Raw genomic sequence first — 25028 nt, 5'->3', positions numbered from 1 at the left:
GCCACAATGGCACTTGGTGGACGTACACGGTGGCGAGCTACGACGTCGCCATCATCACCACGATCATCGGGGTAGCACTGGTCTGGCGATCGCCGCCGGCCTCCGATGAACGGCGTGAATGACTGGCCGAATCGCGGCGTCAAGAGACAGGGACATCCCAACGTCTCATGACCTTGTCGATCTCGACGAGGCCGGCGAAGCGGGCAACGTCGCGTCCACCCATGACGCGGTTCCGAGCGAGCTTCGCCGGGAACTGCTTCAGGGGAGGGATCTCGGTCTCGTGTTGCGGCGAGGGTCTGGCGTTGAGCCTGGACGGTCGCCGCTAGCGCACGCCGGAACGGAGCCACTGATCGTGTAGCAGTTGGCTCATCGCCACGCGTGGTGTCAGGTCACCGTGTCGAGCTCCACGCCGTAGTCATCGGCGTTCTGCGTTATCGGCACGAATATCGAATCATCCCCGGCGTACTCAGCGAGCTCCGGCGGGCAATCGAGATCGCCGATCGAGAGCGCACGTTCAGGTGGCAAGAGATGGGCTTGTTCGAAGCCCTTGCCCGAGGGTCGACGATTCGGTAGCCGTCAGCGAGACTGGCGGAGATCGAGGCCGAGGGCAGACTCGGACCGCAGATCATCGGCCCCTCGATTGCGGGGCATCCAGCTCAAGAAGGGCGGTATCCATGACCGACGCATCCACTCCCCCAAGCGACACCGTCAACGATCTGACCAACCCACCCGTGCCGCCGGGAGCCTTGTTGCTGGAGCTCGTGCCGGTTCCGGTCACCGACATCGAACGAGCAAAGACCTTCTACCGAGACCAGCTCGGCTTTCGGCTCGACGTCGACATCAACCCAGAGCCCGGCGTCCGCATCGTCCAGCTCACGCCACCGGGTTCGGCATGCTCGATCACCCTGGCCGAGGGCCTGCCCACGCTCGACATGCCTCCGGGGACCCTGCGAGGGCTGCACCTGGTGGTCGCCGACATCGAGGCATCTCGTGCCGAACTGGTCGAGCGCGGCGTCGAGATCAGCGAGGTCGAGGACCTCGGCGGAGTGTTCTACGCCTTCTTCGCCGACCCCGACGGCAACACCTGGTGCCTGCAGCACATGCCCTGGCGATAGCTACGACGCCGGCGAGGGCGCCGGGGTCGGTTTGATGCGGCGGGTCGGCACACGCAGGAGGACGAGCGCGACAAGGTAGATGCCGCCGACGACGATCGCGATGTCGGCGACGTTGCCGATGAACAGATCGAAGTAGCCGATGAAGTCGATGACGCCACCGCGTGCCAGGCGGTCAGCGGCATGACTGATCGCACCGCCGAGGACCAGGCCCAGCCCGATTGCCCACCAGAGCGATCCCACCCGCCACAGGTAGACCGTGATGGCGACCGCGGCGGCAGCGGCGAGGAGTCCGAGCAGCCAGGTGAAGTCGGTGCCGAGGGAGAACGCGGCGCCACGGTTGACGGTGAGTTGGAACTCGAGAACCGGTGGCAGGACGTCCTTCGATTCTCCGCCCGAGAGCGCAGAGGCGGCCCAGATCTTGGTCCATTGGTCGACGGCGACGACGACCGCTGCGATGGCCAGCCCGGCGAGGAAGGACCAGCGCACTCCCGAGCGTCGGTTCGTGGTCGGTGACGTCACTGTGCAGTTCCCTCTTCGTGCGATAGCTCGTGCCGGGCCGGTTTTCGGTTACCGGCTTCACCAGACTATTCGCTGGGCTATGGCCGAGAGGTCAGGGCTTCGACGCCAGTCACACTTTCACGGGGAACGTCGCCAAGATGACCACACCGATGACAGCGAGAGTCAGGCCCAGAATGAAGAAGGTGCGCCGGCGCCATTCGGCGCGCTGGTTCTGGGACAGCGCCGCGAAGAACAGCACGAGCGCGAAGAGCACGGTGAGCAGAGCGTAGTTGTCTCCGCGCTGGTTGTTCACGAGTGCTTCGTCGAACTTGGCGTCCGCGCGCGCGTGCAGGTCTTCCGCTTCCTCGGTCCCCGGCGGAATGTACTCCTCCCTGGCGAGGGGCCCCTGGGATACGCGCCCCTCCGCCGTCCAGGCGTCGAACGCGATCCGGAACTCGTCCGTGAAGCGTTCCTCGATGAAGGTGACGAGTTCCTGGTCGTCGTCTGCGGTGGCGAGCACCCATTCGGTGTAGATGGTCAGATCGTATTGGCGCGCCGCTTGGGCCCTGCTTTCGGCGGAGGCGGCCTGGACACGTGCGCTGGACGCTTGGCTGAAGGCGATAGACATCTCACCGCCCCATTTCGACGCCTCGAATCCGCACCATGCGGTGATGACCGCGGTTATGGACAGCAGCACCACCGTGGCCACCTCCAACCACCGGCCGGGATGAGTGACTTTCTCGGTGGCGTCCATGCGCGCCGTCTTTTAGGGCAGCACGATCTCGAATGCCGGGTCTCCGGGGGTCAGTACGCCGAGCAACTGCTTCAGGACGCCGAGGTCGCCGCGCACGTCCAGGCCCTCGGCGTCGAGGTCTCCGCCGGCGAGGCGGATGAGCCGCTCCTTGGTGAGGGTGAGATGCAGTGCGGCATCTGTGGCGGGTTCGCGCTCGACGTAGACGAGCACGCCGTTGCGGAGCGTGACGTGGAACGAGCGGTCGAGATCACTGAGTGTGATGTCGAATCCGAGGTCGAGGTCCCAGGCGCGCGGGCCGTCGACGGTGATCGCGACGGCATCGAACAGCTGTTCCGGGGTGAGCTGCGCTCGGATGGCTGGGGCGTTGGTCACGGTCGGGGTACCGAAGTTTCCCTCGCGCAGTTCGGTCGCCCCGGAGAGGAAGAAGTTGCGCCAGGTGCCGTTCTCAGCGCCGTAGCCGAGCTGCTCGAGGGTGTCGGCGTAGAGCGCCTTCGCTTCCGCATTGTTCTCCTCGGTGAAGACCGCGTGGTCGAGCAGTGTGGCCGCCCAGCGGAAGTCTCCCGAGTCGAAGGCGGCGCGGGCGAGCTCGAGGACCCGGTCGATGCCTCCGATCGCGTCGACGTAGCGCTTCGCCTGCTCCTTCGGCGCGTGCGGCCAGAGCCGAGCCGGGTTCCCGTCGAACCAGCCCATGTACCGCTGGTAGATGGCCTTTACGTTGTGGCTGACCGAGCCGTAGTAGCCGCGGGCGTGCCAGGCGTTCTCGAGCGCGGGCGGCAGCTGGATCGCCTCGGCGATCTCGGCGCCCTGCATGCCCTGGTTCAGCATCCGCAGCGTCTGGTCGTGCAGGTACCCGTACAGGTCCCGCTGCAGACCGAGGAACTCACGGATCTCCGCGTTGCCCCAGGTCGGCCAGTGGTGCGAGGTGAACACGACTTCGGCGTCGTCGCCGTAACGCTCGATGGCCTCGGTGAGGTACTGCGACCACACGTGCGGATCCCGCACGACCGCGCCCCGCAGGGTGAGCAGGTTGTGCAGCGTGTGCGTGGCGTTCTCCGCCATGCACAGCGCCCGGTACTTCGGGAAGTAGAAGTGCATCTCGCTGGGCGCCTCGGTGCCCGGCGCCATCTGGAATTCGATCTCCAGCCCGTCGACGGTGTGGGTCTGCCCCGTCTCGGTGATCTCCAGCGTCGGCGCGAGCAGGGTCGCCTCCCCGGTCGACGTCGTCTGTCCGAGACCGGCGCCGACTGCCCCCTGCGGGCCGCGTGCGAGTGCCGCGCCGTACATGTACCCGGCGCGCCGGCCCATCGCGGTGCCCGCGTAGACGTTCTCTGCCACCGCGTGCTCGACCATGCCCGCGGGGACGATGATCTCGACCCCCGCGTCGACGTCGGCCTGTGAGACGATGCCCTGCACGCCGCCGAAGTGGTCGATGTGAGAGTGGGTGTGGATGACAGCGGTGATCTTGCGGTCACCGCGGTGACGCCGGTAGAGCGCCATCGCCGCGGCTGCGGTCTCCTTCGAGATCAGCGGGTCGATCACGATCACGCCGGTGTCGCCCTCGACGAATGACATCACCGACAGGTCGAGCCCGCGGATCTGGTACAGGCCGGGCACGACCTCGAACAGGCCGTGCTTGGCGACCAGCGTGCTCTGGCGCCACAGGCTCGGGTTCACCGTCTCCGGAGCATCACCCTGCAAGAAGTCATAGGTGGACGCGTCCCAGATGATATCGCCGGCGGCGTTGCGGATCGCAGGCTCGTCTAGCGTGCCGATGAATCCTCGCTCGGCCGCCGCGAGATCCCGCTCATCGTCGAACGGGAGCCGTGCCTGCAGCTCTGCCTGCTGTTGCCGGATGGTCTCTGATGCGTCGCGCTGACCCATGATGGTGCTCCCGTCTCCGAAGAACAGTTCACGACGAGTCTTGCGGTCACGAAAGACGGTGACAACCACCTTTCGTCTGAACCTTGTGCCGGCCGCTGTCACGCGGCATCCTGAGGTATCGGATCACCGCGGGCCCCCGCGGGTGTCCGGTTCTGGGGACGAGGCTGGGGAGGCCTCACGCGGGATGCCTCATGGGTGGCGACTCCCTCGGTCGCACGTGCGGCATCCCGCACACCCGGACGGACGCTGGCTGATACCGTCGGCGCATGCCCCGACGTATGGCGGACCCTGAGTTTCGACAGCAGCAGTGGGACGATCGCTATGCGCTGCACATCGCGCCGGTCAACGAGTACGTCGACGAACTGCGTGAGGTCGGCCGCGGGTGGGCGCCGTACGTCGCGCCCCTTCATGGTGGAGTCGAAGCGCGGGTGCTGAGCATTCTTCGCGATCCAGGGCCCGCGACGCAGGACGGCAAGGGTTCGGGCTTCATCTGCGTCGAGAACAACGACGGCAGCGCCGAGCTTCAGGCGGTCCTGCTCGAGCAAGCAGCGCTATCTCCGTACGAGCTGCTGCCGTGGAATGCGTACCCCTGGTACATCAACCGCGCCCCGAAGGCGGCTGAGCTGGATGCCGGCGTCCAGACGATCCTGCACCTGCTGGAACTCGCGCCGAGGCTGAAGGTCGTGCTACTCCAGGGTGGTGATGCGGATCACGCCTGGCGCCGGTTGCTTAGGCAGTCCCCTGAGATCGAGCGTGAGCGGGGTCTCACCGTCGTTCGGACGTTTCACCCTTCGCCGCAGGCTCTCTTCGTGCGGGATCTCGAGGAGAGAGCTGCACGCGTAAAGCGACGAGCCGACGCGTTCGTCGAGGTGGCAGGTCTGCTCGAGCCCGTGCGATCGACGCCATGACGGGCACGGGGAGCTCGCCACGCGAGCGCTGATGACCGTCCGGTAACGATGGTCATCAGCGCCTTTCGCGTCTCGCACTGAGAACCGAAGGTGTCAGTAGGCGCTGATACGGTCAGCGTCGACATCAACCTGCTCGGAGAGGCATCCCTTGAACATCACAGCACCCAAGCTCGGCGCGACCATCGCACTTCTGGCACTCCTCGGCATCAGCGCCGTGGGGTGCGCATCTCCCGAACCGTCCAGCTCGTCGTCTGGCGGCGAGTCCTCCTCGTCCGAGACCGAGCAGGTCCAGGAGGAGGAAGCTCCGGAGCCGGTGAGTCTGGAGGGCTCCTGGAAGCAGAACAACTCCAACTCCGAGGACGCGTGGCAGGAGGCCACGATCACCGGTGACACGATCGAGGTCCACTGGGTCGCCGACGGCGGTGACACGAAGTCGCTGTACTGGGCCGGCACCGTCGAGGTCCCGGCAGAGGGCGACTCGTTCACCTTCGATTCGGCGAACGACACGTCCAAGACCGAGTCCTCGATCATGGCATCGAGCGACGCGACCAAGACGTTCACGTACGAGAACGACGAGCTCAGCTACGAGGTCACCGCGATGGGCACCACGATGACCGTGCGCCTCAGCCGCGAGTAAGCACTTCGCTCACTAGTCGGCACAGCCCCCACGCTCTCGGAGCGAATGGGGGCTGTTCTGTTGCAGTTGGTGGCTCGTTCCAGGCGAGTCCCGACGGACACATGGTGTCGCGAATCTTCAAGCACGCTGGTTCTCGCGCCCCGTAACGTCGAAGCCATGACAGGAAGAGGACACCGTTGAGCGCGTTGATGGGCGAAGAGATCAGGACCGCGGAGGTCAGTGGCGACATGAGGACGGCAAGAGGAACGTTCGAGGTGTCGCTCGAGCCCGCGGAGCACGATCAGGCGGGCATCCGCCGAATGGTCATCACCAAGACATGGCGGGGTGACCTTGCCGGGCAGGGGGCCGGGACGATGCTCGCAGCTGGCGATCCGGCAACCGGAAAGGCGGGCTATGTCGCCGTGGAAACCGTTGACGGCGAGCTCGACGGGTTGCGCGGAGGCTTCGCGTTCCAGCAGTTCGGAACGATGACGGCACCCGACCAACAGCTGCGCTACGAGATCGTGCCCGGCTCGGGAACCGCGGACCTGGCAGGAATCACCGGAACGCTCGACCTCGAGATCATCGACGGGAACACCGCTACCTGTTGACCTACGCGCTGAGCTGACAGCACGGGTGAAGCGCAAGCGGCTCGCCTGTTGAAGGTGTCTCAGGCCTGACTGAGATTGCTCGCGGCTTCAGTCTGCTGGTCAGGCGCGGCGGCGTCGAAGACGCGCGTTCTGATGACCTGGTCGACGCCGACGAGGCCGGCGAGCTTCACTACATCGCGGCCGCCCATGATGCGGTTCAACATGAACTGCGGCGGGAAGAGGTCCAGCAGCGGGTTCTCACCGTCGAACGACCGCGAGGTCCTGGCGGCGAAGATGCGCGTGGTGTCGAGAGCTCTGAAGCTGTCGATCGAGAGGATGGACGTTCGGGGATCGGGCCAGATCAACCGGTCCAGAGGCTTCGCACCGGTCCAGTGCTGCTTGATGCGCTTCATCACTCCGACCGAGGCGTTCGTCGCGCCGACATACGCCTGGCGGTACTCGTCGAGCACCATGACGTAGAGGCCGGGCACCCCATCCCACTTCGTGAGATCGGTGACCTCGGTCATGCCCGGTTGGCTGGTGATTGCCGCCTGCAGCGCGGCATCGAACTCGGCAGTGTCGAGGGAGGCGAAGTGCGCCATGTTGAGGTCGTAGTTCGCCAGTGCCAGCTCCTGGAGGAACGAGCACCATGCGTCTGTGTAGATGCGGTGGTCGGGGTCCTCGTATCTGTCGTCGATCGCGTCCCAGAGATACGGGTCCTCCTCGCGGTACCAGCGTTGCAGGGAGGAGCGCTTGTTGATCCGGGCGTAGGTCTCGCGCGACATGCGGAGGCCGAGCTCGCGGCTGCCGCGGACCTTGAGTCCGAAGTGCACGGCGCTTTCGACCGGACTGGTGCCTGCTCGGCGACCACGCTGCGACGAGACGGCGACCCCCCAGATCTTCCGGGCTGGTCGCGGATGCCACCGGTGCCAGAAGAGCACGTGACCGGAGTCGACGAGCATCTGCAGGGACGCGTTCGCGTCGGCGCCGATGTCGACGTTGAAGATCCGCGCAGGGTCGAACTCGAGATGCTCGCCCTCGGGGATGATGCTCTGCTGGTTCAGCTCCCACGGATCAGCATCGAGCACTAGGTAGCCGGAGTCAGTCAGCTCTCGTCGCAGCTGTGCAGCGTGCTCGGTCGACGGCGCCCAGACGAGTGTCTCGCGCGGAGTAGCGGTGATCTCGAGTTCCACGATGGCGTTCAGCCCTCGGGGCGCCACGCGGCGGCCTCGGCGGCCATCGCGGCTCGAGCAGCCGAGAGCCGGGGGAGCCTGCCGGGGTTCTTGTCCAAGTTGATCGGTGGTGTGAGGCGCACGATGACGCTGGTCTCGACGTCGCCGAGCGGGACCCGCATGTCCGCTGGCGCCGGCCAGACAGAGAGCTGGAGGCGCGCGTGCATCCACTCGTTGAGGCGTGCGTCGACGCCGTCGGCAAGGGCGTAGTTCGCGAAGCGCTCCGGCTTCGCGAGGTTGCGCGGGACCGCATGCAGATCGAGGAAGTCGCGCAGGAGGGCGGCGAACGACCGCCGGACCGTGGACCCGCCGGTGCGGGGCTTGGACTTCGGGTTCGTGGCGAAGTGACCGTTCAGGTCGCGCGAGACCAGGCTCTCCTCGGCCTTGCCGACGTACAGGGGATGATCCGGAGCCGGCTCAAGCTGGAGATCCCGCCAGGCCTGCTCGTCGCCGTAGATGGCGTACAGTCCGGGACGGGCGGGGACGAGTTGCGCGGCCTCCATGATCGCCCAGCGCTCTCCGGTGAGCGCGGCGACGGCAGGATTGGTGAGGTCGTGCAGGGAGTCAGCGCTCACGCCGAGGTCCTGCCGAAGTGCGCACGAACCTCGTCGGCCTGCTCGGGGGTCAGCTCCCAGCGCTGGTTCTTCAAGTGGTCGGGGTAGCGCTCGCGCAGATAGCGGCGCACAGTGATGCCGGGCCGATCACCGTCGTTGTGACCGAGTTCGCGGCCGAGCTCGGCGGGGGTGATGACGTCGTGCGATGCGCTCATGAGGTCATCATGCACGATGCCCTCGTTGACCGCATTCCCACGGATTGTCCTCGAAGGTCGGCAGTGTCCCGGGTTGTTCTCAGTGCTGCAGGCCATCTTCTCGCTGAGGTGCGGAGGAGCCAGCAAGACCATACCGATCGAGGTGCACACCGCGAAGCTCGGGGAAGGCATCGGAGACGCGCTTCGGTGGCGCGGGAGTCCGCGGCACCTTCGGGGCGGGGGTGTGCTGAGCCGCACTCTGCAAGCTGGACCGAACCATGTGCGAGGTGAACTGTCGCGGCCGCATCATCAGCCGGCCGTTCCATGCGGGACCGAGATCGATGAGGTGATGGTCGGAGGAGACGATCACGTCCGCGTCGACGGCGGGGTCCTTCGCGAGGGCGAGGATGTTATTGTCCTCGTGATTCCCGATGGCATAGTCGCGGACGACCGGGTCCACGATCGCGCCTCCGGAGTCGTCGCAGGCCTCGGCGACGAACTCGATGTACTTGGCCGTGGTTCGTTCAGACTGCCCGGAGGCGATCATCAGGCGGTGGACGTTCCGCAGGATGTGCGGCGAGGTGAACAAACGCACCTGCTGATCGAACGCGAGCGAGAGAGCGTCGGATGCCGCCGAAGGGGAGGGGAGCTTGTCGGGGAGCAGCATTCCGGTGCCGCTACGGATGTGGTCGAGGTAGACGTTGATGTCGTAGACGACCGCGATCCGAGGGCGCTCCCGCTGGCTGTTCATGAGGTTCCCAAGTCCTCGATGAGCTTGAGCGTTTCCTCGGTCGTGTAGACCTTGCCGCCGCGCTCTTCGAGCATCTCGGCGTGCAGATCGTTCATCTGCTGGACGCGGAGCTTCTTCTTGAACTCCTTCATGGCGACGCGCAGGAATTCGCTGCGGTTGCCGCCGCCGAACGCATCGGCGAGCTCCTGGAGCAAAGGGACGTCCGTCTCTTCGACGGCGAAACTGATCGGTCGTGCAGCCATTCGAGGCCTCCAAGCGTGTTAGTAATGCATTAGTAATGGTACGTCGAGAGGTCGACATCGACAAGAGTGGTCTCGAATCCCGCACGCAGTTCGCGGGATATCGGCCACCATTGCGATTCGGCTTAGATGCTGGCTGATATGTTCGGCGGCATGGCCCGCAAAATCGTGCATCAGCTCGTCGACGACATCGACGGAGAAGTCCTGGAAGTCGGATCCGGCGAGGCGGTGACCTTCTCCCTGAACGGCACCGCGTACGAGATCGATCTGTCCGAGAAGAACGCAGCAGCGTTGCGAGAGGCCTTTGAGCCGTGGATCGCGGCAGCCCGCCGGGTGTCCGCCGGCGGTACTCGCGGAGGCCGTGGGCGCCGGAACTCGCAGGGCGCCGCCAAGCGCGACCTCTCGGCAATCCGCGCGTGGGCGAAGGAGAACGGTCACCAGGTCTCCGACCGCGGCCGCGTCCCCGACGCGGTGCAGCAGGCGTACGACGCCGCGCACTGAGGCCGCCGTGGGAGAGGCGCGCGGGTTCGAGCAGGGGACGAACTGGAAGGCGAAGAACGCCGCGAGTATCCGTCTGCGCGTCGGCGACGGAAAGAAGCACCCGGTTCGTTCCTCTGATGGCGCCCCGCGGCTTACGTCTGAGGAGCAGCGGCGAGCGGACGTCCTGCGTGAGCAGGAGCGTGAACGCATCGCGAAAGAGCGCCAGGCGCGCGCGGGGCGCGCACGTGGGCAACGGCGTGAGGCCGGGCTCGACGCACGCCATGCTGAGCGCGATCACACACCAAAGGGGTGGGTGCCGGCGAACCGGCGAGGGTACGTCGATCCGCTCTCGCAGGCAGCTGATCCACGGCCGACGGCGCCGCTCAAGAAGAAGAAGTTCCGTCGCGGCCGCCGCGAGCTACAGTAGCTGAATCTCAGCGGTACTGACGAGCCTGCGCCGCGAGAATCGCTTCGCGCATCACGTCGCCGAGTTCGGCGACGATGATCTCGATGCCGGCGTCGCGGATGGAAGCCGTCAGCCACGCGCCCGGGCGATGCAGGTAGCTGGCCGCCGCCTCGTCAGCCACGGCGAGGATGAGCCGGGTCGCACCGAGCTTCTGACCGGCCCAGGCGAGTTTGAACGCGTCGGTGGCGAGCTTGCGGGGCTGCGCACCCTTGAGTGCGCCGATACGGGCGTAGGCCTCCACGAGGACCATGCGGTCTGGGGTCGCCCGTCGATCTCCATGTGGGCGTCATCGATCGCGATCCGAGCGGGAGTGAGCGCGACGCCCAGCTGCTCGGCGACGGCCGCGACGATCGCGCGCTCCGCCATGCGCTGCTCCGCCATGCGCTGCTCGGCCGAGTCGGAGGCGTGCGGGGTGGCGGATGACGGACTCATTCCGCGGCCACCAGGTCCGCGCACCCGATGGCGAACTTCGACGTATAGTCGACATGGCCACAGGCACTGCTTTCTGCAGCCTGGAGCTGGTCGCTCGAGACGGGCGCTTTGCCTGCAGCGGCGTGGAGAGCGTTCACTGCTGCGAGCATCTGCTCGCGTTCATAGAGAACCCATCCGAGCTCCGTGTTGCCGTCCTCGAGCTGGACAAATTCCTGGCGCCGATAGCGCGTCTGCTGAGCACGCGTGAGCGTAGTGCGAAGGTATTCGAGGTCTTGAGACCAGGTACGGGCGGTCATGACACCCTCCTTTCGGGTCTCTACGCCAAGCCGAGGCCTAGGGTCTTCGCGAACGACTCGAGCGTCACGGTGAGTCCAGGCGAGCTGAGTTCGATGTCCGCGGTCGGGCTCACCGGCAGGGCGTCTTCGGCGCGCTCCCACAGCGCCGCGGCGCGAGCCTCGGGGAGCTGCGGACGCTGCGCGATGGTGCGGGGGCGGTAGAAGACGCCGTCGACGTCGGGATATGCCTGGTGGATGGCGCGGGCCCACGGCCGGGACAGCGACCGATCGCCAGTGTTGATCTGATCGTTCCCGCCGACGTCCGTGACCCAGGTGCTGTCGATAAGGTCGAGGAGTGTGATCTCGCGGGTGGTCGCGAACAGCACGAACCGAGGCTGCGTGCCCCCGGTCCCTCCCGCTCCGACGCCACCGCGTTCGATGACGCCTCGGTCGCTGAAGCACTCTGATAGGCAAACGAGCAGGAGGCTCTGAACTGCCGTCTCCGGTGGAACCGTGATCTGGGGCGTGACGTAGGTCACGGCGTGGTTCGGATGGTGACCCACGGGATCGGGGTGGTGATCGAATCGGCTCCCCGTGGGCCCGAAGTGGCGGAGCTCGTGCCACCGGGCAGGGTGAGCGCCGCCGGCGTCGTAGATGCGTCCGAAGATCGTGCCGGCCGGCAGCGTACGGACAGCGCTCGGGGGGAGAGGATGCGGGAACTTCGATGCGTCGGGGGCAGGAAGCGCGCTCATCGGATCGAGAACGCCTGCTCGGCCAGCGCCGCGACAGGTTCTGCGGGCTTGCCGGCTGCGAGCCACTGGGCAGGAGTCAGCTCGCCGTCTCCCAGGTCGGGGTGAGCGTGAGTGAGGAAGTACTCCACGGCCACGGGGTTCGCCCCTTCGGGCAGCGCTCGGCTCACCGTTCCCCAGCCCGGGAGCTCACCGTGGTCGGTGAACTGGAACGTCGGGAACCGCAGGCCGCGGCCGGGGCCCGGGATCGCGAAGAGAGTCCCCTCGCCGTGGCGCTGGCGCACTCGGCCTTCGGTCACGTCGAGCAGTTCTGCGACGCGCTTAGTCGGCAGCGCCTCAGCGAGGATGTCCTGCTGGCGGAGGGCCGTGAGCACGCTGGGGCGCTCTTCGACAGGCAGCGCGTTCTCCGGCTCAACGAGCGAGCCGGCTGCGCGCAGTGCGTCCAGCTCAGCCTCCGTCAGCGACGAGTGCCCAGGCTCTTCCTCGAGCCGGAGCGCCTTGTTCACGCCCTGCAGGATGCTGATGAGGTGAGCGCGCCGACCGCTGGAGCCCAGCACGTTCAGCTCGTGCGCGAGCTCCTCGGCCTCGTGGTCCGTGAATTCCACAGGACCGACGATCTTGATGGTGATCTCGCGACCTTCGTCCGACCGAGTCGCCGTGAGGTATGCGCGTCGATCGCTGCGGAGGGGGTGTGCGGTTGCGTTCGACATCATCGGATCCTAACGGTCATTAGCGAGTATAGCTTGCGTAAGCGGCGGGGGGTCACTGTTGATGCAGAACCTCAGCGATCAGGTCGACATCGTCGTAGTCGGCGCGGCCGGGGCAGGCGCCCGTGACCTAGCTATCGACGTCCCGCGTCGATGTGTTCAGAGCGACGTGACCACGTAGCTGCGTGGGCCGGCGTGCGCGCAACGTGAGCTGCCCCGCGAAATAAACAAAGTAAATACGATTCGGCTCATCGAGTTCAGCATCGAGCCGGGTTCATCATCATCCAGGCCGCTGGCGGTCCAATGACACACTTAGCTCCATCGGCGTCCGCTGAGGTCTCATTCCCGTGATTAGAAGGGCAGAGAGGTCAGATTTGTGCCACGCCCGGAGACGAGTTCTGGGCGGATGAGCACAGGGCTCAGCGGAATGCTCCTACGGAGCTGGGGCGCTCGCTAAGCCCCCAGCAACCGGTTCGGGGCAGCGCGATCTGCGCCTCGAAGTGGAGAGCGCATGAGGCCAGTCGCTTCCGGGCTGCTCGCATCATCCCGCGGAGGGTGACGATCCGCCGGTCCATCAGCTGCGAACGACGGCGCCATCGCCTTGATCAGCGCGGTGCTTGTACCGTCGTCTTCCGCCGCGGATCTCGTTGAGTGGAAGTGGGCTGAACGCGAGGCCCGCGAGGTCGAGCACTCCTGCGTTGCAGGCAAACGTGTCCCGATCGAGACTGACCACGGTCCTGCCGTCCTCGCGCTCAAACTTACCGTAAACGTGCATATGGCCGTGCATGTGCAAGCGGGGGAGCGCAGCATCAGATACACGTTGCACACGCTCTCTCTGTGCAGCAGATACGGCCAACGCCTCGGGAGGAAAATCATGCGGATTGTTCGTGAGCAGCCGCTGCACCTCCGGTACCGCGATCGCTGGAGACTCGTGCGTGAGCATAAGGTCGGCCGGGCCGCCGGCAATCGCGGCGGCTTCCATCGGTTCCGTGATGAGTTCATCCTCGAACCAGTCCTTGCCCGCAGTTCGAAACGCCTTGTCGACGCTGGACGCGCCGCCGAGCGATAGCACCTCGCGTCCCGCGATCTGAAAACGGAACGGCCGGGGGATGAGCCACACGACGTCACTGACCCTGATCGCCATACCGGAGGCGCTTTCCTGCGCCGGGGTGATGTGGTTCCACTCTTCGTGGTTGCCAGGCGTGACCAGCACGCGCTCGATGCCTGTGCGCTTCGCCCAATAATCGACCGGGCCAGTCCCGGGCTGAGCATGCTCGAAACCGTAATCTCCGAGTTGAAGGATGGTGCGCAGCGATGGGTCATGCCGACGCATCGCGGGCAGCAGCGTTTGAATCCATCCAGCATTGCCGTGGAGGTCGCCCACGACCCACACGCGCTCATCCGGCAGGTCGAAGCTGTCGGCTGTCTCATGGATCTGCATCCATCCATCATGCCCGTGAGTGCCGACTCGGACATGGCGTCGACAACTCAACGTGGAGAATGCGAAACGGCCGAGATCAGTGGGCGCCGAGCGACCATATTGTGGTCATGTTCTGGCCACCCCTGCTGCCCAGCGAAATGCCGGTGTCCCGTTAGTGACCACGAACCGGCCTGTAAAGGACCAGCTGAAGCCCGTTTTTCGGACTGCCACTAGCGACTATGTAGTGTGGGCACCGTCGGACCACTATATGGACACGAGGCGGTCACCGGCCACCCACTGCACAGTGCTAGTCGCCGATGCTCCGTTCTTGGTGATCGGGCGCGGAAAGCTCCGCCTCTTCGAAGAGTGCGGGGAACCGCAGTCGCAGCGGGCGAGGCTTGGGGGAGGTCTCCTGATTCTCACCGGTGTTAGCCTGCGGCCGCGCCGATCGCGGTTGCTCGACGTCGTGCGGACGGTAGTCGGGAACCGTGACCTCCGTTTCTGGTTCCTCTGGGTCCGCGATCCGTGGCTGAGTTTCTCGGAGTTCCGACAGTCCCATTGTGCCCGGGACTGCGGGTAGCTCGGTGGGAGCGTGCGCACCGGAATTCTCGTGTTCGCTTGTCATCGCGTCGGCGTTTGACAGGGCTGTAGCCACCAGGCGTTGCGCGGCGCGATTTGCCTCCTGTGTCGCCTCGTCCAGAGCGATCATCATGCGTTTCTTGGGCGACAGTCGGCGTTCAACAGTCGTGTGTTGTGGCACGGACAATGTCACCGCGCTGTTGCGAGCGAAAGCGGTCTCAACAGCGTCCCTCTCGAAGGCCGTGCCGAGTGTGGTGCAGCGGCGTCGATCACTCGGCGTTGGATCGGCTGGGGTTCGGTCCGGATTCTCGCGAAGCATGCCGTACGAAATGCCACGGCCCTTCTTGCCGCGCTGTTCGATCTGAACGCCTCGGGTTCTACCGACTTCGACGAAGCTGTCCCAGTCGACAACGGCTGGATCGGCGAGCGTGTTCTCGATGCTCGCCCTCAGCACGGTGAGACTAAAAGGTTGCTTGTTGCGGGGCGCACCGAACTCATCCGCGAGGTCGCATTCTGTTTCCCAGATGATGTGCCGCTGCCATTCGCGAAGCTCACTGTCCGCGGTCGACCCGGCGCGGCGAAGACCGCTCGGCTCGCCCCGCTCGAAGCGCTCGTTCGCGTCGCTGAAGGCCTGCTTGAGGTCCGCTCGCTGCTCGAAGCCGCGCTGTTCAAGAACACGCTCATGTGCCTCGACAAGGCGTGCGTGCGTGACGACTGAACTGTTGAGACTGCGGCCGGTTTTGGTCTCGATGGAGTTCGCGACGAGGTGGTTGTGCACACAGCCTGTTCGCCCGTCTCGTTGTGTTACAACGAGCACCTGTCGGCCGGGGAACCTCTCTTCTGCGAGTGCTGTCCCGAGCTTCTGAGCCGTCAGCCAGTCGTCTGGCTCTTCGGGGTCCAACTCGTCCTTCGCGAAAGACTGGATGACGTGATACGCCTGGACGAACGCGCCAGGCTTGTCCTTACCCCACTTCTTGCGGACGTCGCGCATCTGCTGCTTCGCGACCGATACCAGCATGCCGCCCACGCCGGACGCCATGACGTACCGCTCGCCATCTTGCTCGGGCTTGTCATCGAGCGCATAGTTGATCAGCGCATCGGCCGACCGCGTCGAGCTCGCCACCACAACAGGCATAACTACACCGTCCCGCGCGGCGGCAGGCCATGGTCCACGAGGCGTGCGATGCGCTTCTCGATATCGTCGGGAACATCGCGTAGCTCAGCCACCGTAAGGAGAGCCTCCGAGACCTCCCCAGCGGTCACCGGGTCGCCGATATTCAGCCGCTTCGCGATCTGATTGAGGTTGCCGCCGATATGCGCGATGTGATTGCGAATCGGACCGAGCTCGTACCCGAGCCGATCGGAGATGTCGGCCAGGCCCCAGTCGGTCACGTTCGGGCCCTGGCGCTCGATAGCCAGCGCCCTCGCTTCCACCTCGGCGGCACCCTCACGGTCAGTAATGAGCAGGCGCAGAGCTTCGGAGAAGGAGACCTCTTCGAGGTCGCGTCCGGAGGACTTGGCCAAAGCTCGCCGCACGTCGTCGACGGCTCGTTCCTCGTCGTCGCTGAACCTCAGTGTGCGGCGCTTCGCAAAGTTGACGACCCTCTTCCTCGGACGACGCGGCGTCGCTTCGCTCGCCTTGCCGGTCCTCGTCATCAGGTCGTCCCCTTCGCTCGGTTCTTTGTGCAGTCTGGGCCTTTGCTTCCCCGCTCCGCGAGGGTGGTCCCAGACTACACAAATAACGGCAAGCAGTTTATCCGTCAGACATATCGCTGCGCTCCTGTCCTTGGATACTCCTTGGTCAGGCCTCCGGCCCGACACCCGGATGAAGGCTCCCGCCTCCACGCACAGGTCGTGGCGCCACCTTCCGAAACGGAGAAACCCCATCAGCGCCTCTTCGAGGGCAGATGGGGTTTCTCTACTCGCCGCGACCGCACGGGGCCGCGGGCGACGCAACGCTCAGGCGGCTGGCTGCTTGACCGCCGTCGGCGTGCTTGAAGTCGTCGCGACCAGGGCCGGAGAAGCCGCCTGCGGCGGTCTCTCAGCTGCCTGAGCAGGAACCTGACGATCACTGCCGACTGGTTGCGTCGTAGGCTGCTCCTCAATTGATAGCAGGACGGTGACAGCCTCGATGAGGCGAGCAGCGCGCTTGGCCTCGTCCTTATCGGACGTGACCTCGTAGCGGCCGTGCTTGCCATCACGAATGATGGGTGGTTCAGGCTGGACGTCGAGAAGCTCGTACAGCTGCTCGACGGCGTCACAGCGTGCGAACGCCGCGACCTTGATCGCGTCGTTCACGTTCTTGTCGTAGGCGTCCTGCTCGGCCTGCAGCGCGGCGATCTGCGCAGCTCGGAGCTGACTACGGGTCCTTCGCATGGTGTTCTCCTAACGGTGCGGTGTAGTGGTCAGCCCCGATCAACGGGGCTCGGTCTTAGGTGGGGCTACGGTCTCCTCGCCCCTACCCGGAGGTGCAAAGGGATCGCTGCCGACGTACTGGTCCAGGTCAGCAACGCTGATACCGAGAGCCGTGAGTTCGTCCGCGAGTCGTGAGGTCAGCGCTCGGGACCGCTGCAACGGCGTGTCCCACTCGGAGCGCCAGCCGGCAGTGCAGCCGGGCGTCCGGCAAGTGATAGGGAAGCCCGAGCTCGCAGCGGATCCGTGGTCGGTGGCGCATGAGGCGGTGGCCCCGTTCGCCATGAACCTAGCGATCCACGCTCGAACGTCTTCAGCGACGAACTCGCGGGTCAGTTTCACGCTCGCAAGATCCGCATCGGAGATGGCGGAATCCGGAGGCACCAGAACCCAAGTCTTGGAACGCTTGGTGGTCGGGTCCGGCTTGATCTCGTCGATCTGCCACCCTGCCTTTCGAAGATCCGGAGCCACTCGCCGGAGCTTGCCACTCATGCCACGAGGCTCGGGCCAATAGCGATCGTCCGAGGGTCTGCGCAAGAGCTCGTGAAGGGCCTTGCCGGTACCCGTCCAGCGACGTTTGATCGTCTCGGTGATCGCCACCAGGAACTGGTCGGTGCTCACGATGTCCTCGGCGACAGAATCTTGCGCCCGCCGGTAACGGCTCAGAGTGTCTGACCCCGTTGCATGATCAAGAGCGGCCAAGATCTCGGCGAAGTCCGCCATCCGAGGCTTGTTGCCGAGTTTCACGACGGGCAGCTGCTGCAAGGTCAGAACAACAAGGTCCAACAATGCACCCACCATCGAGGCGTAGCTCGCGTTCCAAGCGGAGTTCAACTCGCGTTCTGAGCGACGCCTGTCTGCGGGGATCACCTCAAGATCTCCCCAGACGCATCGCTCGGCGAGGTCGCCGTTGAGAACGCCGATATCGATACTGGTGAATCCCAGGACGCCCTGCACCTGCATGATGCGCACGTCGTCGTCGGTGTACAGCGCGCGGTCGACATCAGCTTCACCGGTCACGAATCGGCACAAGCCGTCCGACAACCAACGCGGCATCGACGACATATTGTCGAAGACCACGCCGCGCGAGTGAGCCCCGGCGTGAAGCAGCCGGTCCGCATCGTTCGGTGGGCGCCTCACCGGCGCGGTGGTCGGATCGAACAGGGAGAAGAGCCGTCGTGCACTACTGGTCTTGGCGGTTCCCTGTTCACCGAGCAGAGCCAAGGCCGGGCACGGAAGACCGACAAGGATCGTCGCAGCGACGAGCCAGCCGATGATCAAGCCGCGGTCCGAGGCCGGCAGATTGACGAACTCCCACAATGCGTCGAGGTTTCCGCCGCGCGCAGGGACGGGCAAAGGGGCGGTCACGGCGGTGCGGCGAAACAGCACGGGAAGGTCATCGTCGCCGTCGAGGATCTCCCAGCCGGCTGCCGTCACGCGGATGACCTGCTCACTGCGATCGCCGATGTCGATGAAGATCTCGTCGTCGCTGGGGCGCGCCGTGCGCAGGTGCAGCTTGATGGGCTCGAAACTCTCCTCCGCCTCGTACTCAAGCGCGCTCATCGCCTCAGTCAACGCGTTCTGCGAGGCTGTGCGAGCGGTCCGACGCCGGTACATGCCGCCGAGTTCCTTGCGGACGGAGCGTCTGCTGCCGAGGAGAGGAATCGCTACGTGACCGCCCTTGCGAACACCGAAAGGCTTGCCATCGGTATCGACGTGAAGGTCGTAGTGATCGAGGGCCAACTCAACGAGCTGCTGCGCGGTGGACCGCTTCCCGAGCGCCTCGGGGATATCGCGGTCTTCAGGTACGCTGGTGGTAGTCAAATGCAGGATCTCCTTTCAGATCCGCCATGGGGTCGCCGAGTTGCAGCTCGGTGGCCCTTTTTGTTTCTTCCGTATGGGTAGTGCTCGCTCAGGGTTCGAGCGTGATGTCGATCTTGTGGTTGCGGTCCCTTCGTATCCGCGCCTGCACCCTGCCGTGCGCGTGTTGAGCACCAGCAGGCCGCTTCGGGGGCGAGGCAAGAGCAGGCACGCTCCCGGGAGCCGAGGAAGATCGGTAGTGCGGAAGTCACCCCCGCACTTCTCCTGCGCGGACTGCACCTATTTCGCCTCCGAGGTGCCAATAGAGAAGTGATGGGGTTCCGTCCGCATCTCCGCTCCCGTGCGCGGGTTATCTAGGCGACGGCGGGGCGCGCCACGTGCGGAACACCACGCGGAACGTGTCGGTCCCGACAGTTGCCTCGAAGTTCCGCACGGTTTCCGCGCGCAATGGGTCCGGCGAGGACGCATCACATCGCCGGCTCGAGCTGCTCCTCGATCCAACGGTCGACATCGGCCTGACGCCAGCGAACAGCGGCGCCGATCTTCACGGCCCGGGGGAGCGGCTCACCGAGCGACCGCTTGCGGTAGATAGTCGACACAGACATGCCGGTCTGGGCGGAGAGATCGTGAACGTCGAGGAGGGTGTTCGTCGTCTGTGTCATGCGGAGTCCTTTGATAGCGAGTACCAGAAATTTGTAACTTGTGAGGTACCGTAACACAAGCTACATGATTCTGGTAACTTGTAAGCATGGAATCAATGGCATACGCGGAAGCGGTGGGCGGATTTCTTGCCGCCTACCGGCGGCGGCACGGGATTACCCTTGAGGCGATCGCGACCGTTGGACGCGATTACGGAGCAACGTGGAGCCTGTCTAGCGTCCAGGCGATTGAGCGGGGCAAGGCTGCGCCGACGGTTCCGACGCTTCTCACGCTCGCACTCGCACTTGGAAAGCTCTCTGGTGAGCCGCTTCGACTCGCCGACCTTCTTGGGGCTGCGGAGTTGCTGGAACGGCCGTACGAGCTCCGTGAGGATCAGCCCGTGCGGCGGGAGTGGGTCAACCGCGTACTGTCGGGCGCACCGATCGCGCTCGAGGATGGCGACTATGCGCACGTGGGCGCCGCGCCGATAGGTGGGGATCACGAGTGGGACGAGGAACTCGAGATGGCGGCCCTTGAGCATATGAGGGTGCACGGCAGGAAGTCCGAGTCGTATGACCAGGTGGATGCACAGTGGGGGGCCATGACGGAGGTGCCCGACCGTGACACGCGTCAGAGCGCTCGTCGGCCTAGTGTGAGCCTTGCAGAGTCTCGGGCGGCAAAGAAGCTTGGGATACGCCCACCTCTGCTTCAGCAGTACGCGGCGCGACTCTGGGGCCATTCCCTTGAAGTCGAGGCCCTGCTCCGTGCCGGCGAGGACAGCACGCCGCAGGCGCGTGGGCGCGTCACGCGTGTGCTCATTGACGAACTCCGCGCATCCACCGACGGTGAAGTCTGATGGCCAGACCTCGAATGGCGATCGGAACCTACGGCACCATCCACGTGGCCGAGGTTCAGCCGGGGAAGTGGCGTGCCCGCACGCGGTATCGTTTCGCGGACGGCAAATCCCGCCAGATCGAGAAGCACGCGCCGAGCAAGGCCAAGGCGACGGCCGCGCTGAGGCATGCGCTGACCACGATCGAGGCCGACCGCGGTGGCGAGCTGAAACCGGCAACGCACCTCCGCGCCCTCGGCCAGAGGTTCTTGGAGTCCCGGCGTGAGTTGGGGCGCTCAGAAGGCACGCTGGAGACCTACGGCTATGCAGTCACCGCTCATATCGCGCCCCGGATCGGCGACCTCTCAGTCGCCGAGGCCACACCTGAACGGCTGCAGAAGTTCCTTAACGCCGTTGAGAAGGAAGCCGGCCCGGGGGCAGCAAAGAACTGCCGATCGGCGCTGAGTGGCATGCTCGGCCTAGCGGTGCGGAACGGGGCTTTGTCGCACAACCCCGTGCGTGAGCTCGAGCGCGTCACCCAAAGGAAGAAGAAGGGCAGCACCGCAATCCCGTTGGACGAACTGCCGATGTTTCTCCAGCGCGTCCGTGAGGACGAGAAGCTCAACGAGTGGGACACGGTGGATCTGATCACGTTCATGCTCGCGTCAGGGTGGCGAGTGGCCGAGGTGTGCGCGCTCGAAGCGAGCGCTATCGACTTCGCCGCCGGCACAGCTTCCGTTGTCGCGCAGAATGTGCGTGTGAAGGGGCGGGGAATTGTGCGGCAGGAGTTCGCGAAGACCGACAAGTCCGCGCGTACCACCCACTTGCCGGAAGCGACCATGCTCCTCCTTCACAAGCGGCACGAGAGGCTGCGCGCCGATACCAACCTCATCTTCCCGACTCCGCTGATGCGCCCTCGCGATCCCTCGAACACGCAGCGGGAGCTTCGAGACCGTCGCGACGGCCTGGGGTACCCGGGATTGTCAACGCACGCGTTCCGAAAGTCGGTAGCCACGATTCTTGACAAGGCTGGACTGTCCGCGACAGAGATCGCCGACTACCTCGGACACGAGAACCCGAGCATGACCCAGGACGTGTACATGAACACCATCAAGGGCTCCACCAAAGCTGCAGGCATCATGGGCCAGAAGCTGGACGGGCTGATCTAATCCGGTGCGAGAAGCAGCCCGGGGCGGAGTGAGGAGAGGGCTTCCGCTCTACCCGATCGTAGTGTCCGTGGCTGCGGATACGATCCATCGATGACTGATGAGCAGCCGCCGGCGCCTGATCCTGCGAGCGGGCTGAATCTTGCGGACGAGCTGAACCGTGACTTCTATTCGCATTCACCATCGCAGTACCTGCGAACTCGAATCGCGTTGCTCGTCGCCCTCGGCGACGCCGATGCCGCCTTGCATCCCGCGCTCGTTGGAGGTGTCCGTGCGTGGGGTATGGGCGTCGAGCTAGAGGTGCCACTAGACGACGAAGAGATCGACGGATTCGCTGTGGTCGAGTCGATCTCGATCATGTACCTCGCGGCGGAGGCACTCCTGCGGTTGTACTTCGCGCACGTGGAACCGGAGCCTTGTCCGCCGCTGAAGCTCTCGTCGTTGACGAGCTTCGCGAAGTTCAAGCAGATGGCGGGCGACTTGTTGACCAGCCCTCCGCGCAATGAGCTATTGCGCGAGGTATTCCGCGGCAGGCTCGATGCGCCTGCTGAGGTATCCGCGGAGGCATGGACAGAGGACGCTGACGTCCTTCGATTTCTCTTGACTCGGGCAGCCGCGCTGCTCGCCCGCGAGGCTAACGTGTACAACTCGACGAAGCACGGGCTTGCAGTGCAACCTCGGAAATCCGGGCTGCGCCTCGGTAGCGAGGAGGACCCGAATGGCGTGATCATCGACCACCACGGACCGTCCATCCGGTTCCTCAGCAAGGGTCCTAGCGCCGAAGAGGGGGTGCAACAGTGGCGAGAGACGATCCAGTTCGCGTTCCCTTCCATCAACCTCGCAGTTGCATCCGCTTTCGCCGACGAGATCGACGCGATCCACGCGGTGGCGAAGGCGCGCTTGACTGGTGAACAGGGCTCAGTGACGATTCGTCAGCGAGCGTTGATTGACCACCTTCGTGCCGTGCCCTTCGCTAGCAACTACACGGGGCTTCTATCTCTGGGGATGCATCGAGACTTTGGGGTCAGGATTGGGCGCTAGTTGCGTTCGGGCGACGCTGCTGCCTGAGCCTGATAGTGCGGAGTTTGTGCGGAGTCCACGACTGAAAACCCCAGAGCCTGCCCGGAGGGAGGCAGTCGCTGACGCGGAAAAACCCTGATAAGCGCATAAAAGAACCCCCGCGATGTAGAAGCTACGCGAGGGTTCCAGTGGCTCCGACCGGCATCGATCCGGTGACCTTTCGATTTTCAGTCGAACGCTCTACCAACTGAGCTACAGAGCCGCGCGACCGGCGAACCTGTCGCGTCCTAGACGAAGAGCCCTCTCCGAAGAAAGAGCTCATCGCACGGAGCGACCCTGACGGGACTTGAACCCGCGACCTCCGCCGTGACAGGGCGGCACGCTAACCAACTGCGCTACAGGGCCATACTTGTTTTCAATTATATCGGAAGGTGTGACCCCAACGGGATTCGAACCCGTGCTACCGCCGTGAAAGGGCGGCGTCCTAGGCCGCTAAACGATGGGGCCGAGTCAGTCCCGGGGGACTTCCTTGCCGACGCTCAAGCATAAGGGATGATCCGAGCAAATCGCGAATCGAGGGCGCGTCGTCTTCCCCCGGGCGTGTTCCGGGAGGACGATGGGTGCATGTGGGCGTCGCCGTATCCGCTCCCCCCGGCTCTGGTGCGGATGTGAAAGTTGTTGTTAGTGTGGCATTTGTGAAACCGGCGGAAGGGGCCGTGTGAACGACCACCAGGAAGCTCTGGACGCCGCGGTTGCTGCGGCCTCAGACGATTGCGGCTGCGCACCCAGCCCGTCCGAACAGCGCGCGTTCGGCAAAGAGGGCTTCAGCCGTCGCGGGGCTCTCGGGTTCGGCGTGCTCAGCGTCGTCGCGCTCAGTGCCTTCGGCATCTCCAACGGCGTCTCCGCTGCCTACGCCGCCACGTACCCGAGCTGGGACGACGTGCAGCGCGCGAAGAACAACGAAGCGGCGAAGTCGGCCGAAGTCGCTCGCATCGAGGGGCTCATCCAGTCGCTGACCCAGAAGGTCGCCGAGACGCAGGCCGCTGCAGAGGTCGCCTCGGACGAGTTCTACGAGGCCCAGCAGAAGTACTTCGCCGCCGCCACCGAGGCGGATTCCCTCCAGGCGAAGGCCGACGAACAGGCCGCGAAGGCCGACGAGTCGGCGAAGAAGGCCGGCCAGGTCGCGGCGCAGCTGTACCGCAACGGCGGTGACGACACCTCGCTGGAGCTGCTGTTCACCGGCTCCGCCGACAACGCCGACGAGCTGCTCGCGCGCCTCGGCACGATGGACAAGCTGTTCGAGTACAACCAGTCGGTCTACGACGACGCGGTCGCGGCCCGCAATTCCGCGCAGTCTCTCAGCGACCAGGCGGTCCTGGCGCGCGATGAGCGCGATCGGCTGCAGAAGATCGCCGAAGAGAAGATGATCGTCGCCCAGCAGGCGGCGGACGCTGCTCAGGCCGCGCTCGACGAGCAGTCCGCGAACCTCGCGACCATGCAGGCGCAGCTCGCGGCGCTCAAGGACACGACCGCGAAAACCGTCGCCGGCTATCGGGCAGGCGTCGAGGCCGCTGAGAAGGCGCGGCGCGAGCGCGAGGCCCGCGAGGCCGCAGCAGCAGCCGCCGGCAACGGCGGCGGTGGCGGCGGTGGTGGCGGATCCCAGGGCAGCGGCGGCTGGTGCCGTCCGCATGGCGGCGGCAAGAGCTCGGGCTACGGACCCCGGTCGCAGCAGTGCGGTCCCCAGGGCTGCTCGTCGAGCTTCCACTACGGTACGGACTTCGCCAACGGCTGCGGCGCCGCGATCTATGCCGCCCAGTCCGGCACGGTCGACTACGCGGGCGGCAACGGCGGTTACGGCAACTACATCCGCATCCAGCACGGTGGCGGAATCGGCACCGGCTATGCGCACATCCGCAACGGCGGGATCCTCGTCCGCTCCGGACAGTGGGTCCGCTCCGGACAGGTCATCGCCTACGCCGGGAACACCGGCCGCTCGTTCGGCTGCCACCTGCACTTCGAGGTGTACGTGAACGGGCAGGCCGTCAACCCGGTGCAGTTCCTGGCGCGACACGGCGTCTCCGCCTGAACGCCCACCTCACGACAGACGAAAGACCCCCGGCCGCTCGTGCGGAGCCGGGGGTCTTCTGCGTGAATGCGGGAGTCAGTGACCCTGCTCGCCGAAACGGACGATCGCCTCGTCGAGGATGCGCTGCGCCTCGGCGGCGTTCCCCCACTCGTCGACCTTGACCCACTTGTTGGGCTCGAGATCCTTGTAGTGCTCGAAGAAGTGCGAGATCTCCTTCTTCGTGTAGTCGGCGATGTCGTCGATGTCCTGGATGTGCGCCCAGCGCGGGTCTTTCGACAGCACGGCTACGAGCTTGTCGTCTCCGCCGGCCTCGTCGCTCATCTTCAGCACGGCGACAGGACGGACCTCGACGACGACGCCGGGGTAGATGGCGTGATCGAGCAGCACGAGCACGTCGAGCGGGTCGCCGTCCTCGCCGAGCGTGTTGTCGAAGTAGCCGTAGTCGGCCGGGTAGCCGAAGGTCGTGTAGAGCACGCGGTCGAGGTGGACTCGTCCGGTCTCGTGGTCGACCTCGTACTTCACGCGGCTGCCGCGCGGGATCTCGATGACGGCGTCGTGTGCGCCCATACGTGTGCTCCTCAGGAAAAGTTCGGTTGGATACCGCCGACCAGC

General features: G+C 65.3%; 29 protein-coding genes and 3 tRNA genes. 10 read left to right on the top strand and 22 right to left on the bottom strand.

Features of this window, described 5'->3' with window-relative positions:
• The first annotated feature begins 674 nt into the window (after window positions 1-674).
• Window positions 675-1115: a VOC family protein gene (locus tag AB0E56_RS17600; RefSeq protein ID WP_036331298.1), complete on the top strand. Its 441-nt coding sequence runs from the start codon at window positions 675-677 to the stop codon at window positions 1113-1115.
• Here the strand turns inward: AB0E56_RS17600 and lspA are convergent, their stop codons facing one another.
• From lspA to AB0E56_RS17585, 3 genes are all read right to left on the bottom strand, one after another.
• On the bottom strand, window positions 1116-1634 hold the full coding sequence (gene lspA, locus AB0E56_RS17595) for a signal peptidase II (protein WP_081859717.1): 519 nt from the start codon (window positions 1632-1634) through the stop codon (window positions 1116-1118).
• Window positions 1635-1743: 109 nt separating this feature from the next.
• Entirely contained in the window at window positions 1744-2367 is a 624-nt protein-coding gene (locus AB0E56_RS17590) for a hypothetical protein (RefSeq protein ID WP_051667916.1), read from the bottom strand.
• Window positions 2368-2379: 12 nt separating this feature from the next.
• Window positions 2380-4248: an alkyl sulfatase dimerization domain-containing protein gene (locus AB0E56_RS17585; RefSeq protein WP_036331343.1), complete on the bottom strand. Its 1869-nt coding sequence runs from the start codon at window positions 4246-4248 to the stop codon at window positions 2380-2382.
• Between the two features lie 266 nt (window positions 4249-4514).
• Here AB0E56_RS17585 and AB0E56_RS17580 point away from each other — a divergent pair, with 266 nt between their 5' ends.
• The 3 genes from AB0E56_RS17580 to AB0E56_RS17570 all read left to right on the top strand — a co-directional run bounded on the left by AB0E56_RS17580 (window position 4515) and on the right by AB0E56_RS17570 (window position 6383).
• On the top strand, window positions 4515-5156 hold the full coding sequence (locus AB0E56_RS17580) for a uracil-DNA glycosylase (RefSeq protein WP_029266173.1): 642 nt from the start codon (window positions 4515-4517) through the stop codon (window positions 5154-5156).
• 148 nt (window positions 5157-5304) lie between these two features.
• A complete protein-coding gene (locus AB0E56_RS17575) occupies window positions 5305-5793 on the top strand; it encodes a hypothetical protein (RefSeq protein WP_029266170.1) in 489 nt (162 codons plus the stop codon).
• A gap of 176 nt (window positions 5794-5969) precedes the next feature.
• Entirely contained in the window at window positions 5970-6383 is a 414-nt protein-coding gene (locus AB0E56_RS17570; protein WP_197462133.1) for a DUF3224 domain-containing protein, read from the top strand.
• A gap of 59 nt (window positions 6384-6442) precedes the next feature.
• Here the strand turns inward: AB0E56_RS17570 and AB0E56_RS17565 are convergent, their stop codons facing one another.
• From AB0E56_RS17565 to AB0E56_RS17545, 5 genes are all read right to left on the bottom strand, one after another.
• Window positions 6443-7582, bottom strand: coding sequence for a hypothetical protein (locus tag AB0E56_RS17565; RefSeq protein ID WP_062635485.1), 1140 nt, complete (start codon window positions 7580-7582; stop codon window positions 6443-6445).
• Complete coding sequence (locus AB0E56_RS17560) at window positions 7564-8169, bottom strand: GIY-YIG nuclease family protein (protein ID WP_359801147.1); 606 nt, start codon at window positions 8167-8169, stop codon at window positions 7564-7566. Before AB0E56_RS17560 ends, AB0E56_RS17565 begins: the two co-directional genes overlap by 19 nt.
• Window positions 8166-8363, bottom strand: a complete 198-nt coding sequence (locus AB0E56_RS17555; protein ID WP_071327683.1) for a hypothetical protein — start codon at window positions 8361-8363, stop codon at window positions 8166-8168. The genes AB0E56_RS17560 and AB0E56_RS17555 overlap by 4 nt, the downstream gene beginning before the upstream one ends.
• A gap of 79 nt (window positions 8364-8442) precedes the next feature.
• Window positions 8443-9093, bottom strand: coding sequence for a hypothetical protein (locus tag AB0E56_RS17550; protein WP_029266162.1), 651 nt, complete (start codon window positions 9091-9093; stop codon window positions 8443-8445).
• Window positions 9090-9335, bottom strand: coding sequence for a hypothetical protein (locus AB0E56_RS17545; protein ID WP_029266161.1), 246 nt, complete (start codon window positions 9333-9335; stop codon window positions 9090-9092). The genes AB0E56_RS17550 and AB0E56_RS17545 overlap by 4 nt, the downstream gene beginning before the upstream one ends.
• Window positions 9336-9485: 150 nt before the next feature.
• On the opposite strand from AB0E56_RS17545, the gene AB0E56_RS17540 reads away from it, so the two are divergent.
• Window positions 9486-9833, top strand: coding sequence for an Lsr2 family protein (locus AB0E56_RS17540; protein ID WP_029266159.1), 348 nt, complete (start codon window positions 9486-9488; stop codon window positions 9831-9833).
• A 413-nt stretch (window positions 9834-10246) separates the two neighbouring features.
• Here the strand turns inward: AB0E56_RS17540 and AB0E56_RS17535 are convergent, their stop codons facing one another.
• Window positions 10247-10528 carry a hypothetical protein gene (locus AB0E56_RS17535; protein ID WP_029266155.1) on the bottom strand — a complete coding sequence of 94 codons (282 nt, stop codon included), beginning with the start codon at window positions 10526-10528 and terminating at the stop codon, window positions 10247-10249.
• Between the two features lie 29 nt (window positions 10529-10557).
• On the opposite strand from AB0E56_RS17535, the gene AB0E56_RS17530 reads away from it, so the two are divergent.
• Window positions 10558-10701, top strand: a complete 144-nt coding sequence (locus AB0E56_RS17530) for a hypothetical protein (protein ID WP_156040315.1) — start codon at window positions 10558-10560, stop codon at window positions 10699-10701.
• 5 nt (window positions 10702-10706) lie between these two features.
• Here AB0E56_RS17530 and AB0E56_RS17525 read toward each other — a convergent pair whose 3' ends face one another.
• The 9 genes from AB0E56_RS17525 to AB0E56_RS17485 form a co-directional block, all read right to left on the bottom strand.
• On the bottom strand, window positions 10707-11006 hold the full coding sequence (locus AB0E56_RS17525; protein WP_029266153.1) for a hypothetical protein: 300 nt from the start codon (window positions 11004-11006) through the stop codon (window positions 10707-10709).
• Between the two features lie 20 nt (window positions 11007-11026).
• Complete coding sequence (locus AB0E56_RS17520; protein WP_143049226.1) at window positions 11027-11371, bottom strand: hypothetical protein; 345 nt, start codon at window positions 11369-11371, stop codon at window positions 11027-11029.
• Window positions 11372-11733: 362 nt separating this feature from the next.
• Complete coding sequence (locus AB0E56_RS17515) at window positions 11734-12444, bottom strand: hypothetical protein (protein WP_102207978.1); 711 nt, start codon at window positions 12442-12444, stop codon at window positions 11734-11736.
• 571 nt (window positions 12445-13015) lie between these two features.
• Entirely contained in the window at window positions 13016-13882 is an 867-nt protein-coding gene (locus AB0E56_RS17510) for a metallophosphoesterase (RefSeq protein WP_051667912.1), read from the bottom strand.
• 286 nt (window positions 13883-14168) lie between these two features.
• Window positions 14169-15575 (bottom strand): relaxase/mobilization nuclease domain-containing protein, encoded by a 1407-nt coding sequence (locus AB0E56_RS17505; RefSeq protein ID WP_029266145.1) that lies wholly within the window; start codon window positions 15573-15575, stop codon window positions 14169-14171.
• Between the two features lie 2 nt (window positions 15576-15577).
• Window positions 15578-16096 (bottom strand): plasmid mobilization relaxosome protein MobC, encoded by a 519-nt coding sequence (mobC, locus tag AB0E56_RS17500; protein WP_029266142.1) that lies wholly within the window; start codon window positions 16094-16096, stop codon window positions 15578-15580.
• Between the two features lie 303 nt (window positions 16097-16399).
• Complete coding sequence (locus tag AB0E56_RS17495) at window positions 16400-16816, bottom strand: hypothetical protein (RefSeq protein WP_029266140.1); 417 nt, start codon at window positions 16814-16816, stop codon at window positions 16400-16402.
• Window positions 16817-16855: 39 nt separating this feature from the next.
• Window positions 16856-18676, bottom strand: a complete 1821-nt coding sequence (locus AB0E56_RS17490) for a hypothetical protein (protein WP_051667911.1) — start codon at window positions 18674-18676, stop codon at window positions 16856-16858.
• 464 nt (window positions 18677-19140) lie between these two features.
• Entirely contained in the window at window positions 19141-19335 is a 195-nt protein-coding gene (locus AB0E56_RS17485) for a helix-turn-helix domain-containing protein (protein ID WP_062635491.1), read from the bottom strand.
• A gap of 95 nt (window positions 19336-19430) precedes the next feature.
• Here AB0E56_RS17485 and AB0E56_RS17480 point away from each other — a divergent pair, with 95 nt between their 5' ends.
• The 3 genes from AB0E56_RS17480 (at window position 19431) to AB0E56_RS17470 (ending at window position 22351) form a co-directional block, all read left to right on the top strand.
• Entirely contained in the window at window positions 19431-20168 is a 738-nt protein-coding gene (locus AB0E56_RS17480; protein WP_062635493.1) for a helix-turn-helix domain-containing protein, read from the top strand.
• A 14-nt stretch (window positions 20169-20182) separates the two neighbouring features.
• Window positions 20183-21313, top strand: coding sequence for a tyrosine-type recombinase/integrase (locus AB0E56_RS17475; protein ID WP_062635495.1), 1131 nt, complete (start codon window positions 20183-20185; stop codon window positions 21311-21313).
• Window positions 21314-21403: 90 nt separating this feature from the next.
• Complete coding sequence (locus tag AB0E56_RS17470) at window positions 21404-22351, top strand: hypothetical protein (RefSeq protein ID WP_029266130.1); 948 nt, start codon at window positions 21404-21406, stop codon at window positions 22349-22351.
• Window positions 22352-22519: 168 nt separating this feature from the next.
• On the opposite strand, the gene AB0E56_RS17465 is transcribed toward AB0E56_RS17470, so the two are convergent.
• From AB0E56_RS17465 to AB0E56_RS17455, 3 genes are all read right to left on the bottom strand, one after another.
• Window positions 22520-22592, bottom strand: a tRNA-Phe gene (locus AB0E56_RS17465).
• A gap of 69 nt (window positions 22593-22661) precedes the next feature.
• Window positions 22662-22735 (bottom strand) — tRNA-Asp (locus AB0E56_RS17460).
• 29 nt (window positions 22736-22764) lie between these two features.
• Window positions 22765-22837: transfer RNA gene (locus tag AB0E56_RS17455), tRNA-Glu, on the bottom strand.
• Between the two features lie 211 nt (window positions 22838-23048).
• Here AB0E56_RS17455 and AB0E56_RS17450 point away from each other — a divergent pair.
• Entirely contained in the window at window positions 23049-24416 is a 1368-nt protein-coding gene (locus tag AB0E56_RS17450) for a peptidoglycan DD-metalloendopeptidase family protein (protein ID WP_359801143.1), read from the top strand.
• A 75-nt stretch (window positions 24417-24491) separates the two neighbouring features.
• Here the strand turns inward: AB0E56_RS17450 and AB0E56_RS17445 are convergent, their stop codons facing one another.
• On the bottom strand, window positions 24492-24983 hold the full coding sequence (locus AB0E56_RS17445) for an inorganic diphosphatase (RefSeq protein ID WP_046014122.1): 492 nt from the start codon (window positions 24981-24983) through the stop codon (window positions 24492-24494).
• Window positions 24984-25028 lie beyond the last annotated feature (45 nt).

Source organism: Microbacterium sp. NPDC028030, assembly GCF_040637855.1.
In the GTDB taxonomy this organism is placed as follows: domain Bacteria; phylum Actinomycetota; class Actinomycetes; order Actinomycetales; family Microbacteriaceae; genus Microbacterium.
This window is presented reverse-complemented; position numbering and strand designations above follow the sequence as displayed.

Excerpts from the sequence above, each read along its gene's own strand:
- AB0E56_RS17600 (WP_036331298.1), top strand. The coding sequence starts at position 675 with ATGACCGACGCATCCACTCCCCCAAGCGACACCGTCAACGATCTGACC.
- AB0E56_RS17590 (WP_051667916.1), bottom strand. The coding sequence starts at position 2,367 with ATGGACGCCACCGAGAAAGTCACTCATCCCGGCCGGTGGTTGGAGGTG.
- AB0E56_RS17585 (WP_036331343.1), bottom strand. The coding sequence starts at position 4,248 with ATGGGTCAGCGCGACGCATCAGAGACCATCCGGCAACAGCAGGCAGAG.
- AB0E56_RS17580 (WP_029266173.1), top strand. The coding sequence starts at position 4,515 with ATGCCCCGACGTATGGCGGACCCTGAGTTTCGACAGCAGCAGTGGGAC.
- AB0E56_RS17555 (WP_071327683.1), bottom strand. The coding sequence starts at position 8,363 with ATGAGCGCATCGCACGACGTCATCACCCCCGCCGAGCTCGGCCGCGAA.
- AB0E56_RS17550 (WP_029266162.1), bottom strand. The coding sequence starts at position 9,093 with ATGAACAGCCAGCGGGAGCGCCCTCGGATCGCGGTCGTCTACGACATC.
- AB0E56_RS17545 (WP_029266161.1), bottom strand. The coding sequence starts at position 9,335 with ATGGCTGCACGACCGATCAGTTTCGCCGTCGAAGAGACGGACGTCCCT.
- AB0E56_RS17540 (WP_029266159.1), top strand. The coding sequence starts at position 9,486 with ATGGCCCGCAAAATCGTGCATCAGCTCGTCGACGACATCGACGGAGAA.
- AB0E56_RS17535 (WP_029266155.1), bottom strand. The coding sequence starts at position 10,528 with ATGGTCCTCGTGGAGGCCTACGCCCGTATCGGCGCACTCAAGGGTGCG.
- AB0E56_RS17525 (WP_029266153.1), bottom strand. The coding sequence starts at position 11,006 with ATGACCGCCCGTACCTGGTCTCAAGACCTCGAATACCTTCGCACTACG.
- AB0E56_RS17515 (WP_102207978.1), bottom strand. The coding sequence starts at position 12,444 with ATGTCGAACGCAACCGCACACCCCCTCCGCAGCGATCGACGCGCATAC.
- AB0E56_RS17510 (WP_051667912.1), bottom strand. The coding sequence starts at position 13,882 with ATGCAGATCCATGAGACAGCCGACAGCTTCGACCTGCCGGATGAGCGC.
- AB0E56_RS17505 (WP_029266145.1), bottom strand. The coding sequence starts at position 15,575 with ATGCCTGTTGTGGTGGCGAGCTCGACGCGGTCGGCCGATGCGCTGATC.
- mobC (WP_029266142.1), bottom strand. The coding sequence starts at position 16,096 with ATGACGAGGACCGGCAAGGCGAGCGAAGCGACGCCGCGTCGTCCGAGG.
- AB0E56_RS17495 (WP_029266140.1), bottom strand. The coding sequence starts at position 16,816 with ATGCGAAGGACCCGTAGTCAGCTCCGAGCTGCGCAGATCGCCGCGCTG.
- AB0E56_RS17485 (WP_062635491.1), bottom strand. The coding sequence starts at position 19,335 with ATGACACAGACGACGAACACCCTCCTCGACGTTCACGATCTCTCCGCC.
- AB0E56_RS17480 (WP_062635493.1), top strand. The coding sequence starts at position 19,431 with ATGGCATACGCGGAAGCGGTGGGCGGATTTCTTGCCGCCTACCGGCGG.
- AB0E56_RS17475 (WP_062635495.1), top strand. The coding sequence starts at position 20,183 with ATGGCGATCGGAACCTACGGCACCATCCACGTGGCCGAGGTTCAGCCG.
- AB0E56_RS17470 (WP_029266130.1), top strand. The coding sequence starts at position 21,404 with ATGACTGATGAGCAGCCGCCGGCGCCTGATCCTGCGAGCGGGCTGAAT.
- AB0E56_RS17445 (WP_046014122.1), bottom strand. The coding sequence starts at position 24,983 with ATGGGCGCACACGACGCCGTCATCGAGATCCCGCGCGGCAGCCGCGTG.